The organism is Pseudomonas sp. nanlin1, assembly GCF_045571515.1.
In the GTDB taxonomy this organism is placed as follows: domain Bacteria; phylum Pseudomonadota; class Gammaproteobacteria; order Pseudomonadales; family Pseudomonadaceae; genus Aquipseudomonas.
Map to the genome: position 1 here is coordinate 5,081,367 of NZ_CP124218.1, position 11,943 is coordinate 5,093,309.

The 11,943-nt window shown below is 63.1% G+C and carries 11 protein-coding genes and 1 riboswitch; of the genes, 6 read left to right on the forward strand and 5 right to left on the reverse strand.

Going from position 1 to position 11,943, the window contains the following annotated elements; translation table 11 throughout:
- Window positions 1-96: 96 nt before the first annotated feature.
- A complete protein-coding gene (locus tag QCL65_RS23520; RefSeq protein ID WP_407313143.1) occupies window positions 97-549 on the reverse strand; it encodes a DUF1249 domain-containing protein in 453 nt (150 codons plus the stop codon).
- On the reverse strand, window positions 540-1,157 hold the full coding sequence (locus QCL65_RS23525) for an NUDIX domain-containing protein (RefSeq protein ID WP_407313145.1): 618 nt from the start codon (window positions 1,155-1,157) through the stop codon (window positions 540-542). Before QCL65_RS23525 ends, QCL65_RS23520 begins: the two co-directional genes overlap by 10 nt.
- A 200-nt stretch (window positions 1,158-1,357) precedes the next feature.
- On the opposite strand from QCL65_RS23525, the gene QCL65_RS23530 reads away from it, so the two are divergent.
- Entirely contained in the window at window positions 1,358-2,104 is a 747-nt protein-coding gene (locus QCL65_RS23530) for an RsiV family protein (protein ID WP_407313147.1), read from the forward strand.
- On the opposite strand, the gene cytX is transcribed toward QCL65_RS23530, so the two are convergent.
- The gene (cytX, locus tag QCL65_RS23535) at window positions 2,073-3,362 is read right to left on the reverse strand and encodes a putative hydroxymethylpyrimidine transporter CytX (RefSeq protein WP_407313149.1); all 1,290 of its coding nucleotides are present in this window, start codon (window positions 3,360-3,362) and stop codon (window positions 2,073-2,075) included. The two genes, QCL65_RS23530 and cytX, sit on opposite strands and share 32 nt — an antisense overlap.
- A gap of 71 nt (window positions 3,363-3,433) precedes the next feature.
- A complete protein-coding gene (gene thiC / locus QCL65_RS23540) occupies window positions 3,434-5,323 on the reverse strand; it encodes a phosphomethylpyrimidine synthase ThiC (protein WP_407313151.1) in 1,890 nt (629 codons plus the stop codon).
- A gap of 164 nt (window positions 5,324-5,487) precedes the next feature.
- Window positions 5,488-5,593: riboswitch (TPP riboswitch) on the reverse strand.
- 130 nt (window positions 5,594-5,723) lie between these two features.
- On the opposite strand from thiC, the gene QCL65_RS23545 reads away from it, so the two are divergent.
- A complete protein-coding gene (locus QCL65_RS23545; RefSeq protein ID WP_407313153.1) occupies window positions 5,724-7,169 on the forward strand; it encodes a TolC family outer membrane protein in 1,446 nt (481 codons plus the stop codon).
- A 20-nt stretch (window positions 7,170-7,189) separates the two neighbouring features.
- Here the strand turns inward: QCL65_RS23545 and waaA are convergent, their stop codons facing one another.
- The gene (gene waaA / locus QCL65_RS23550) at window positions 7,190-8,464 is read right to left on the reverse strand and encodes a lipid IV(A) 3-deoxy-D-manno-octulosonic acid transferase (protein ID WP_407313155.1); all 1,275 of its coding nucleotides are present in this window, start codon (window positions 8,462-8,464) and stop codon (window positions 7,190-7,192) included.
- A 114-nt stretch (window positions 8,465-8,578) separates the two neighbouring features.
- Between waaA and QCL65_RS23555 the strand changes: the two genes are divergently transcribed.
- Genes QCL65_RS23555 through QCL65_RS23570 form a run of 4 tightly spaced genes read left to right on the forward strand, consistent with a single transcriptional unit; the run spans window position 8,579 to window position 11,920 of the window.
- Entirely contained in the window at window positions 8,579-8,911 is a 333-nt protein-coding gene (locus QCL65_RS23555; protein ID WP_407313157.1) for a DMT family transporter, read from the forward strand.
- Between the two features lie 42 nt (window positions 8,912-8,953).
- Window positions 8,954-10,129 carry an NAD(P)/FAD-dependent oxidoreductase gene (locus QCL65_RS23560; protein ID WP_407313159.1) on the forward strand — a complete coding sequence of 392 codons (1,176 nt, stop codon included), beginning with the start codon at window positions 8,954-8,956 and terminating at the stop codon, window positions 10,127-10,129.
- The gene (locus QCL65_RS23565) at window positions 10,126-10,938 is read left to right on the forward strand and encodes an aldo/keto reductase (RefSeq protein WP_407313161.1); all 813 of its coding nucleotides are present in this window, start codon (window positions 10,126-10,128) and stop codon (window positions 10,936-10,938) included. The genes QCL65_RS23560 and QCL65_RS23565 overlap by 4 nt, the downstream gene beginning before the upstream one ends.
- A 22-nt stretch (window positions 10,939-10,960) precedes the next feature.
- Entirely contained in the window at window positions 10,961-11,920 is a 960-nt protein-coding gene (locus QCL65_RS23570) for a metal ABC transporter ATPase (RefSeq protein WP_407313163.1), read from the forward strand.
- The last annotated feature ends 23 nt before the right edge of the window (window positions 11,921-11,943 follow it).

Genomic DNA, 11,943 nt, shown 5'->3' on the forward strand with positions numbered 1-11,943 from the left:
CCATTTCCTCGGTCGGATACCCCGCGATTATGGAAGGGATCGGCCGGCCCGGCAAACCAGAAAAGTGGCAGCGGGTCACAATGATCGAACAAACGCTTAGCGAACGTGGGCGTATTCGTGGCCGCACGCCAGGCAATGGCTCAGCCATTCACCGAGAAACAGGTTGAGTTGGGCCTTTTCGTCAGGCTGGTGCATCGCTTCGTTGGGGTACGGGTAGACGCTGCGAAAGCGCCGCGCGTGCTCGGCGCCGATGACCTCGGCCATGCGCGCGTCGTGGTACACCTGGACCTCCATTTGCGGTACCGGCAACCATGGCAGGCTGTGCTCCTGGCGCACCTGCAGCGTGGTGGTGTAGGGGCAAGCCTGCACCACTTCGAGGGCCAGTACCCCGAGCATCTGGTCGCCCTGGGTCATGGCGATGCGCCGCGCCTGAGGCAGGCTACGCATGTCCGGGAGTAGCTGCATCAGGCGCGCATAATTGGCTTCGCACGCGGCCTGCAACCCGACCAGGTCGACCCGGTAGCGGTCACGCAGCACATTCACGACCATAGCCCCCTCACTTCGTTGCGATTCAAAGCCAACCACTGGATGGCGATGATTGTTGCAGCGTTGGCAATACGCCCGTCACGGACGGCCTGTAAGGCATCTTCGAACGCCCAGACCTTCACCCGGATGTCTTCACCTTCTTGTTCCAGCCCGTGCAGGCCACCCGCCCCTGCGCTGGAGCAACGGCCCAGGTACAAATGAACGAATTCGTCACTGCCGCCCGGGGACGGGAAGTAGCGCGTAATCGGCCACAACGCCTCGAACTTCAGGCCTGCTTCTTCTTCGCCCTCACGGTGCGCGACTTCTTCAGGTTGTTCGTCTTTATCGATCAGGCCGGCGACCATTTCGATCAGCCAAGGGTTCTGCGCCTTGCCCAAGGCACCGACTCGAAACTGCTCGATCAGCACCACTTCGTCACGCTGCGCGTCATAGGGCAAGACGCACACGGCGTCGTGGCGCACGAACAGTTCGCGGCTGATTGGGTCGCTCATACCACCGGCGAACAGCTCGTGGCGCACATGCAGGCGGTCGACTTTGTAAAAACCCTTGAAGCACTCTTCACGCTCGATGAGCTCGACCGCGGTGGGCTTCGAAGTTGTAGAGTCTGTCATGGGAACCTCGTTACCCGTTCATTCAGCATCGGGCCATCCTAACCGTGAAGGCGCGGCATTGCAGCCCCCTTTGCACGCTCCGAGGCGCACCACAAGATAGGCGGTGCTGGCGCGAATCTATAGTATTGAGCTTAGTGGCGAACCGAAGGCGCCGCTCACAGTCGAAGCACGAACTTCCTGTCTATCTGCCAAGGACCATCATGTCGCTCTTGAAATACATCACCCTGGCTTGCGTTGCCCTGGCGCTCGGAGCCTGCCAAAGCCTGTTCCAACCCAACTACCGCGCACCGCTGGAAGTCAAGCGCGATGCCTGGGAGCACGTGAAGCCAGGCTGCGCTACGGCCGACTGCCCTTTGGTGAACATCGACATGATCCACTTCCCGGCCGAGCCGGCCCTAGACAGCATCGTCGAAAAGCGCCTGCTGCAAATGACCCGCAACTCGCCGGACGCACCGCTGCCCATGTCGCTCAAGGCCTATGAAGAGCAGTTCATGCGCTCGGCCCAAAGCCGCAACAGCAGCTACCTGCAAGCCAAGGTACGCGAGCAGCATGACGGCCTGGTGATCGTCGAGCTGTCCAGCTACCTGGACACCGGCGGCGCCCACGGCATGCCGGGCCGCGGGTTCATCAATTACTCGCGCCAGCAACAGAAGGTCCTGACCCTGGAAGACATGCTGCTACCAGGCCAGGAGCAAGCATTTTGGCTGGCCGCCGAAGAAGCCCACCGCGGTTGGTTGGCCACTGTCGCCAAAGACCAGGGCCCGGGCTTCGCTAAAGAGTGGCCCTTCCAGCGCACCCCGAACATTGCCCTGACCTATGGCGCGGTGGTGCTCAAGTACGACGTGTACACCCTGGCGCCCTACGCCATGGGGCACCCGGAGTTGAAGATTTCCTACCCACGCCTGAACGGGGTGATCAAACCCGAGCTGTTCCCGGGCCGCGGCTAATCCCTCGCCCCAACAGATAGTGCAAGGCACCTGCCAGCAGCAACGCTGGCAGGGTAGCGCCCAGCTCGGGGTACAGATTTGCCAGCAAGTGATACAGGCTAATGCCGCCCAGCCAGGCCAACAGCGCGTCCCAGCGCCACCCTGAGTACAAGGCGCCAGGCTGGCGACGACGCAACAGGAAGTGGTCGACCAGTACCACGCCAAACAGCGGCGCGAACACCGAGCCGATCAACAGCAGAAAATTCTGGTACTGGGCCAAGGGCGCGAACAGCGCAATGAGCGTACACAGCAGGCCGATGGCCAATGCCAAATGCTCGACTTTGAGCCCCGCCAGCAAGCTGCTGGATACCGCCGCCGAGTGCACATCGGCAAAGGCGTTTTCCGACTCGTCGAGCAAGATCAGCAGCAGTGGAATACCCAGCCCGGCACCGGCCAGCGCCAGTAACAACGCGTTGACCTCACCGCTGGGCGCGAACGCCAGCGTGTAGGCCACGCCCAGGCTCATCAGCCAGGCATTACCGAGGAAAAACCCCACCGCCGTACCGCCGAATACACTGCGGGCGCGCCGACCAAAGCGCGAGTAGTCGGCAATCAATGGCAGCCAGGAAAGCGGCATGGCAATGGCGATGTCAAACCCCACCGCGAACGGCAGGCTGCCATCCCCCGCGCGAGCCCACAGGGCCGCCAGGTCGGCCTTGGCGATCAGGTTCCAGGTGAGCCAGATACACGCGGCTAACAGCAGCCAGATCCCCCACTTGCGCAGCACTCGGCGCACAAAGGTTAACGGCCCGCCCACCGCCAGCAGTGTGACCAACGCGCTAAAGGCCAGGGTCCAGAGCACTGGGCTGGCCCACAGGGAGCCCTCGCTGAACGTACGGCCCGCCAACAGGCTGGCGGCATCGCGCATGACGATTATCTCGAACGACCCCCACCCCACCAACTGCAACAGGTTCAACAACGCGGGCACCGGCGCGCCCCGCTGGCCCAGGGTCAAGCGCAGCGCCGCCATGGCTGACAAGCCTGTGTCGCTGCCAATCACCGCCACGGCGGCCAATAGCAGCACCCCTACCAGGGTGCCTAAGCCAATCGCCAGTAACCCGCCCGCCAGGCCCAGGCCGGGCGCTAGCAAGGCACCGGTTTGCAGCACCATCAGGCCGACGCCCAGGGAGAACCACAAAGAGAACAGGTCGCGCGCACCGAAAACCCGCTGGTTGGCGGGAATCGCGGCACTTGGGGAATACAGGTTAGGTGTTTGCACGGGGCGCTCGGGGCTAATAGGTGAAAAAGAACGGGGGCGCGCAGTGCGGCCCCCGCTGGCCGGTTACCAGGTCAAACTTTTTGGTAGAGCTGGCTGCCTTCCTGCTTGAAGCGTTCGGCCTGCTCGCGCAGGCCCTGCTCCACGCTCAGATCCACCGCCGCGATCTTCTGGTTCGCCGCGTATTCACGAACCTCCTGGGTGATCTTCATCGAGCAGAACTTCGGCCCGCACATCGAGCAGAAGTGCGCCACCTTGGCCGAGTCCTTGGGCAGGGTTTCATCGTGGTACGCCCGCGCGGTGTCGGGGTCCAGGCCCAGGTTGAACTGGTCTTCCCAGCGAAACTCGAAGCGCGCCTTGCTCAAGGCGTTGTCGCGGATCTGCGCACCGGGGTGGCCTTTGGCAAGATCGGCGGCGTGGGCAGCGATCTTGTAGGTGATGATGCCGGTCTTCACGTCATCTTTGTTGGGCAAACCCAGGTGTTCCTTGGGCGTGACGTAACACAGCATGGCGCAGCCGAACCAACCGATCATCGCCGCGCCAATGCCCGACGTAATATGGTCATAGCCCGGCGCGATGTCGGTGGTCAGCGGCCCGAGGGTGTAGAACGGCGCCTCGTCGCAGCACTCCAACTGCTTGTCCATGTTCTCTTTGATCAGCTGCATCGGCACGTGGCCGGGGCCTTCGATCATGCATTGCACGTCGTGTTTCCAGGCAATTTTGGTCAACTCGCCCAGGGTTTCCAGTTCGCCGAATTGCGCTTCGTCGTTGGCGTCGGCAATCGAGCCCGGGCGCAGGCCGTCACCCAGCGAGAAGCTGACGTCGTAGGCCTTCATGATTTCGCAGATGTCTTCGAAGTGGGTGTAAAGGAAGTTTTCTTTATGGTGCGCCAGGCACCACTTGGCCATGATCGAACCGCCCCGGCTGACGATACCCGTCACCCGCTTGGCCGTAAGTGGCACGTAGCGCAGCAAGACGCCGGCGTGAATGGTGAAATAGTCGACGCCCTGCTCCGCTTGCTCGATGAGCGTGTCGCGGAACAATTCCCAGGTCAGCTCCTCGGCGGCACCGCCGACTTTTTCCAGGGCCTGGTAAATGGGCACAGTGCCGATTGGCACTGGCGAGTTACGGATGATCCACTCACGGGTTTCATGGATATGCTTGCCGGTGGACAAGTCCATCACCGTGTCCGAGCCCCAGCGAATACCCCAGGTTAGCTTGGCCACCTCTTCCTCGATGGACGAGCCCAACGCGCTGTTACCAATGTTGCCGTTGATCTTCACCAGGAAGTTGCGCCCGATGATCATGGGCTCAAGTTCGGTGTGGTTGATGTTGGCCGGGATAATAGCGCGGCCCCGGGCGATCTCGTCGCGTACGAACTCCGGGGTGATGATTTTTGGCACGCTGGCGCCAAAGCTATGGCCAGCGTGCTGCTGGTCGAGCAACCCCGCCGCGCGAGCGACCTCCAGCTTCATATTCTCGCGAATCGCAACGTATTCCATCTCGGCCGTGATAATGCCTTTACGGGCATAGTGCATCTGGCTGACGTTGGCCCCGGCTTTAGCGCGGCGTGGGTTGTTCACGTGGGCAAAGCGCAGCTTGGTCAGTTCGGCATCGGCCAGACGTTCCCGGCCGAAATGCGAGCTCAGGCCGCTCAGGCGCTCGGTATCGCCACGGGCTTCGATCCAGGGCGAGCGCACATCGGCCAGGCCCTGACGAACATCGATGCTCACCGCTGGGTCGGTGTACGGCCCTGAAGTGTCGTAGACCACGACCGGGGCGTTGATCTCGCCGCCGAAGTCGGTGGGGGTGACGTCCAGGCTGATTTCCCGCATGGGCACGCGGATGTCCGGGCGCGAGCCCTGCACATAGACCTTCTGCGAACGGGTAAAGGGCTGAACCGACTGTTGATCGACCTTGGCCGAGTCACTCAAGTTGGTGGCGTTATTTGCTTTTATAGTCATCACGGGCTCTCCAGACAGCATCCAGGCAGTGGATTGTTGTCGGAGCGAACCTGTGAACGAATGGACGCACCCATCGCTGCAATCAGCGGGTGCTGTGCTAAGTACGCGGGGGGGTGTTCGATGGCCGAACCGCATCCCGGACGAAGCACAAGAGGACTCGCCGGGTGACGAGAAATCTTGTTCCCTACGCAGGCGTTAACCTGATCAGGTTCAACGGGATCCGGATTTATCCGATCTCAGCCTCAACGCAAGGCACCCCGACAAGAACAGCTACAGCATAGACGCGCCGATGAAACTGCGCCACTGCCGAGCGTAACTTAAGGCTAAATCGTCCAATAGCCGATTGTTGCCGAGGCTCGCGGCCACTACACTCGCCAAGTCATTCTCAGGGATCGCCCCAATGCTGTGCAGACTCTCACTGACGGTCGCCGTGTCCTTTGCATTCACTGGCCTGGCTGTGGCCGCCCCCGCACCGTTGGCGAGCAAGACCGACCTGGTCAGCGTCTACCAGGAAGCGGTGTTGAACAATGCCGACCTGGCGGCATCCCGAGCCAATTATGGTGCACTGCGCGAAGGCGTGCCCCAGGCCCGCGCGGGCCTGCTGCCGAACCTGTCGCTTGGCGCGGATGTCACCGACACGCGCCTGACCCTCGACCAACCGGCCCTGACCGCCAACCGCAGCGGCACCGCGTATCAAGCTAACTTAAGCCAGCCGATCTTCCGTGCCGACCGCTGGTTTCAACTCCAGGCCGCCGAGGCCAGCAATGAACAAGCGGCCCTGCAGCTGTCCTCTGCCGAACAGAATATGATCCTGCAAAGCGCCGAGGCTTACTTCAGCGTACTGCGTGCCCAGGACAACCTGGCCACCGCCAAGGCCGAAGAAGCGGCCCTGCGGCGCCAATTGGACCAGGCCAACGAGCGTTTCAATGTCGGGCTTTCGGACAAAACCGACACGCTACAATCCCAGGCCAGCTACGACACCGCCCGGGCCAATCGGCTCAGCTCGCAACGCCAGGTGGAAGACGCTTTTCAGGCTTTGGTGACGCTGACCAACCGTGAATACAACGCCCTGCAGGGGATCGCCCATACCCTGCCGATATTGCCGCCGACGCCTAACGATGCCAAAGCCTGGGTCGACACCGCCGCCCAGCAGAACCTCGACCTGCAGGCGAGCAATTATGCCGTCAACGCCGCCGAAGAGACCCTGCGCCAACGCAAAGCCGGGCACGCGCCGACGGTGGACGCCGTGGCGCAATACCAAAGAGGCGACAACGACAACCTTGGGTTTGCCAACCCGGCGTCGACCCCTGGCGTGGTGTATGGCAGCAACGCGTCGCAGCGGTCTATCGGCATTCAGGTGAATATCCCGCTGTACAGTGGTGGGCTGGTTAGCTCGCAGGTTCGTGAAGCTTACCAACGCCTGAGCCAGAGCGAACAACAGCGCGAAAGCCTGCGCCGCCAGGTGGTGGAAAACACCCGCAACCTGCACCGCGCCGTCAACACTGACGTGGAACAGGTGCAAGCACGCAAGCAGTCGATCATCTCCAACCAGAGCTCCGTGCAGGCCACGGAAATCGGCTACCAAGTGGGCACGCGCAACGTCGTCGATGTGCTGGATGCGCAGCGCCAGCTGTATGCCGCCGTGCGTGACTACAACAACACGCGCTACGACTACATTCTCGATAACCTGCGGCTCAAGCAAGCGGCGGGCACCCTCAGCCCGACCGACCTGCAAGACCTCAGCCGTTACCTGAAAGCCGACTACAACCCCGACCGGGACTTCCTCCCGCCCGACCTGGAAAAGGCCGCGCAGGAACAGCTGAAACCGGCCAAGGCCCAGCGCTGATAGCGGGTCAACGCGGATCGCTACTTCAGCAACCGTCCCAAGCCATCGAGCAAACGCTGCAGCGCGCCCTGGTTGGCGCGCATGACCATCAGCCCCGCCGCGCCCATGTTCTGCGCGTCGCGTGGGAGTTCGATCAAGCGCTGTACGGCGGTCGTCAGCGCAGCGGCGTCGTCGACTTCCTGCAAAGCTTTGGCTGCCCGTAACAGCGCCGCGATCTCGGTAAAGTTGAACAGGTGCGGCCCGCTGAGCACCGGCTTGGACAGCGCCGCAGGCTCCAGCAGGTTGTGCCCGCCATTGGCAACCAGGCTGCCACCGACAAAGGCGATGTCGGCCAGGGCATAGAGAAACAGTAACTCGCCCATGGTGTCGCCCAGTAGCACTTGGGTCGAAGCGCTCACCGTTGGCTGGGCGGAACGCCGCAGCGTGGCTAGACCCTGCTCTTGGCACAAGGCAAACACTGTGTCGAAGCGCTCGGGGTGGCGCGGCACCAGGATCAACAGCGCGTCAGCATGGCTGGCCAATAGCTGGCGATGGGCAGCGAGGATGATCGCATCTTCGCCTTCATGGGTACTGGCGGCGATCCACACCGGCCGCTGCCCAGCCTGCCACTGCTCCCGCAGTTCCAGGGCCCGGCTGGGCAGGTGTGGGTCGATATTCAGGTCGAACTTGATCGAGCCCGTGACTTCCACGCACTGCGCAAGGGCGCCAAGTTGCCGAAAGCGCTGGGCTTCGGTCTCGGTCTGCACCGCGATCAGGCTCATCTCAGCCAGCATCGGCTGGGTCAGGCCGGCAAAGCGTGCGTAACCCTTCGCCGAGCGCTCCGACAGCCGAGCATTGGCCAACGCCACCGGGATACCCCGGCGAAAACATTGGTGAATGTGGTTGGGCCACAACTCGGTTTCCATGATCACCGCCAGGCGCGGCTGCACCCGGGCCAGGAAACGCTTGGCCGCCCAGGGTAAATCGTAGGGTAGGTAGCAGTGCTGCACCCGCGGTTCGTCGGCGAACAGCGCCAGAATGCGCTCAGAGCCGGTGGGCGTCATGCAGGTCACCGTGATCGGCAGCTCTGGGTAGCGCTGCAGCAACTGGCGGATCATGGGGGCTGCGGCAATGCTCTCGCCCACCGACACCGCGTGCACCCAGAGCCCGCCCGGGCGCAACGGCGGCAGCCCCCAGGCAAAGCGCTCAGAGATCCGCCGCGCATAGGCCGGCGCCTTGCGCGCGCGCAGCCACAAGCGCAGGGCCACCAGGGGTAGCGCTAGATGAAACAGCACGGTGTACAGGGTTCTATTCATGGCGCCGGAGTTTACCCGTTAAGCCTGGGTAGGCAAATGCTCGGCGCAGCGTTAGGCCTTTACCGCCTGCGGCCCATGGCCAAGAATGGGCTACATCCAAAACAGGCTTGCCCCATGACCGCTTATTACTACCTGGCCATTGCCATCTGCGCCGAAGTTATCGCCACCGTTTCCATGAAGGCCATCAAGGGCTTGAGTACCCCGCTGCCCCTGGTGTTGGTGGTGGTGGGCTACGCCACGGCCTTCTGGATGCTGACCCTGGTGGTACGCACCGTGCCGGTGGGCATCGCCTACGCCGTGTGGGCCGGCATGGGTATCGTCCTGGTAAGCATCGCCGCCCTGTTCGTCTACGGGCAGAAACTCGACCTGCCAGCGATACTGGGTATGGCCCTGATCGTATTGGGCGTGGTGGTGATCCAGCTGTTCTCGAAAACCGCCGGGCACTGAGTCTGTATACTGGGCGCCTGTTTTCGCCTACGAGGTCCGTTCATGTCATCCGAACTCTCCACTGACGTGTTGATCGTCGGCGCCGGTGTCGCCGGCCTCTGGCTCAATGCCAGGCTGCGCCGCCTGGGCTATTCGACACTGGTGGTAGAACGTGGCGCCCTGGGCGGCGGCCAGACCCTCAAGTCCCAAGGCATCATCCACGGCGGCGCCAAATACGCGTTGCACGGTGCTCTTACCGGGGCTTCGGAGGCCATCGCCGACATGCCCCGGCGCTGGCGCGAGGCCTTGGCCGGCACCGGTGAGCTGGACCTCAGCGGTGTGCGCTTGCTCTCCGAGGCTCACTACCTGTGGTCGCCGGGTACCCTGGCGGGCAACTTGACCAGCTTCTTCGCCAGCAAGGCGGTGCGCGGCCGGGTCGATCAGGTCAAGGGCGAGCAACTGCCCCCCGCCCTGCAGGACCCTGGGTTCAAAGGTAAGGTCTACCGGCTGGCCGAGCTCGTGGTCGATGTTCCCAGCCTGTTGGCCCGCCTGGCTGAGCTGGCGGGCGACGGCTTGCTGGCCGGCGAGCACATCGAACCGCTGCGCGAGAACGCCGAGCTGGTCGGCCTGCGGGTCGACGGCCGGGCCATTCGCGCCCAACGCATTGTCCTCAGCGCCGGTGGCGGCACTCAGGCATTGTTGCAGGCTTTGGGCCTGGAGCAACCGGCTATGCAAACCCGGCCGTTGCACATGGTGCTGGCCAAGGGGCCCAGCCTGAAACCGCTGTACGCCCACTGCCTGGGCGGCGGGCCGAAGCCGCGCATTACCGTTACCACCCACCCGGCGGCCGATGGCCAGTGGGTGTGGTACCTGGGCGGTGATATCGCCGAGGCCGATGGCGTCGCCCGCGAGCCTGCCGAGCAGATCGCCGTCGCCCAGCACGAAATCGCTAAACTGCTGCCGTGGGTCGACTTACGCGAAGTGCGTTGGGCCACCCTGCGAGTCGATCGCGCGGAGCCTGCGCAGTCGGGCCTGGTGCGCCCCGATAACGCCTTTCTCGCCGACCAGCAGCGCTTGCTGGTGGGCTGGCCGACCAAACTGGCCCTTGCGCCGGACTTCGCCGACCGAGTCATCGCCGCCTTACAGCGCGATAGCCTCAAGCCCGGCCCCGTAGCCCCCCTGCCGCCACTGCCGCGCCCACCACTGGCGCAGCCCATATGGGAGCAACTGCTGCCATGAGCCTGCCTAACCTGCATGACTTGCACCGCCCCTTGGGCGACACCGGCCTGCGGGTGTCGCCCTTGGGCCTGGGCACGGTAAAACTGGGCCGCGACCAAGGCGTTAAATACCCCAACGGCTTCACGATCCCCGACGACACCCAAGCGCGCATGCTGCTCGACCAGGCCCGCCAACTGGGCATCAACCTGATCGACACCGCGCCCGCCTACGGCACCAGCGAAGAGCGCCTAGGGCCTCTGTTGCGCGGGCAGCGCCAGGAATGGGTAATTGTCAGTAAGGTGGGTGAAGAGTTCGAGCAGGGGCAGTCGCGTTTCGACTTCAGCGCCGCGCACACCCGGCAATCAGTCCTGCGCAGCCTGAAACGGCTGGAAACAGACTTCATCGACTTGGTGCTGGTGCACTCGGACGGCAACGACCTGCACATTCTCGAGCACTGTGAAGTCTATGCCACCCTCGCCGAGCTCAAGCGCGAAGGCTTGATCCGCGCCTTCGGTTTTTCTGGAAAAACCGTGCAAGGCGCCCTTAAAGCCTTGGAAACCGGGGACTGCGCCATGGTGACCTACAACCTGAACGAGCAACAGGAACGGCCGGTCATCGACTACGCCGCTGCCCATGGCAAAGCGATTCTGGTGAAAAAGGCCCTGGCCAGCGGGCATGCCTGTCTGACCCCCGGCGTAGACCCTGTACGTGCTAGCTTCGAACTGCTGTTTGACCATCCCGGTGTGGCCAGTGCTATTGTCGGTACTATCAACCCGCTGCACCTGGCCCACAACGTTGCCAGCGCAGCCGCAGTCTTGCACGGGAGATAACCTGGAACGCTGAGGAGTGGAAATGCCGCGGACGCTTATAAGAAAGAACCCCAGCAACTTTAAGACCCTGCCCCTTTTCGTCGAAGCCACGCCGGATGCGCTGACCTACCAAAGCATTGGCATGCCCCTTAATTTCGCGCAAACCCTGGAGCGCCGCCGCCCCGTCGACGTGCAAGAGCCCGACCGCTTTGCCGTGGAGCTGGCCAACCTGGGCGTGTCGGTGCGCTTGACCCTCAGTTGGCAGAACCGTGACTACTGGGTGCTCGTGCGCCAACGCCGGGAAGACCGTGGCGATGTAGTGCTCAAACTGATTTCCGGGTACGTACCGGCCCATGAAATGGTGCTGCCACTGCTCACCGCCGTACAGGAAGTGGCCGAGGAGTGCTTGCTGGAAACACCGGAGGGCTGGCTCGGAGGGCGCTTTAACGAAACCTGGCTGCCCACGCCCTACAGTGAAAAACTGCGCTACCGCGAATCGCCTAATTTTCGCCTCAGCCCGCTGTCCGGTGCGGCACGGCCGGTACGCTGTGGCAGCATGAACCTGATCGAACGGCCCCGCGCCTACGTACACTTGCCCACCGCCTCGCTGCAACTGGTTTACGACCTGCGCCTGGAAGTGCCGAAGGAAGTGAAGAGTCTCAGTTTGTTTCATGCCGAAGACCGGTTGGAAAAAGAGCAACTGGTGGTCAGCTTGAACCGCCGCCGCCCCGACCTTTACCTGATCCCCCTCGAAGACGGCAAACCCCGCGCCGAGCTGTTCACCTTGAAAAGCGGCAAGCTGCACGCCGCCAGTACCCGGGGCGTGCAATTGGCCGAGAGCTTTGCTCGCCAGGAAGGCTGGGTGGTGCGCGAGGAGCGGATTCGCTGGAAGGACTGGCTGGCGCAGCAGGGCCTGCATGAGCCGCGCAAACCGCGCTCGGGCCTGCAGCGCTTGAAGGTCAAGGCCCGGCGCTTGGTACGCATGGTGCGCAAGAGCTTATAACGAGGGCTGGGCCGCGCGCCTGC

Coding starts and splice junctions, on each gene's coding strand:
- QCL65_RS23520 (WP_407313143.1), bottom strand. CDS start 549: ATGGTCGTGAATGTGCTGCGTGACCGCTACCGGGTCGACCTGGTCGGG.
- QCL65_RS23525 (WP_407313145.1), bottom strand. CDS start 1,157: ATGACAGACTCTACAACTTCGAAGCCCACCGCGGTCGAGCTCATCGAG.
- QCL65_RS23530 (WP_407313147.1), top strand. CDS start 1,358: ATGTCGCTCTTGAAATACATCACCCTGGCTTGCGTTGCCCTGGCGCTC.
- thiC (WP_407313151.1), bottom strand. CDS start 5,323: ATGACTATAAAAGCAAATAACGCCACCAACTTGAGTGACTCGGCCAAG.
- QCL65_RS23545 (WP_407313153.1), top strand. CDS start 5,724: ATGCTGTGCAGACTCTCACTGACGGTCGCCGTGTCCTTTGCATTCACT.
- waaA (WP_407313155.1), bottom strand. CDS start 8,464: ATGAATAGAACCCTGTACACCGTGCTGTTTCATCTAGCGCTACCCCTG.
- QCL65_RS23555 (WP_407313157.1), top strand. CDS start 8,579: ATGACCGCTTATTACTACCTGGCCATTGCCATCTGCGCCGAAGTTATC.
- QCL65_RS23560 (WP_407313159.1), top strand. CDS start 8,954: ATGTCATCCGAACTCTCCACTGACGTGTTGATCGTCGGCGCCGGTGTC.
- QCL65_RS23565 (WP_407313161.1), top strand. CDS start 10,126: ATGAGCCTGCCTAACCTGCATGACTTGCACCGCCCCTTGGGCGACACC.
- QCL65_RS23570 (WP_407313163.1), top strand. CDS start 10,961: ATGCCGCGGACGCTTATAAGAAAGAACCCCAGCAACTTTAAGACCCTG.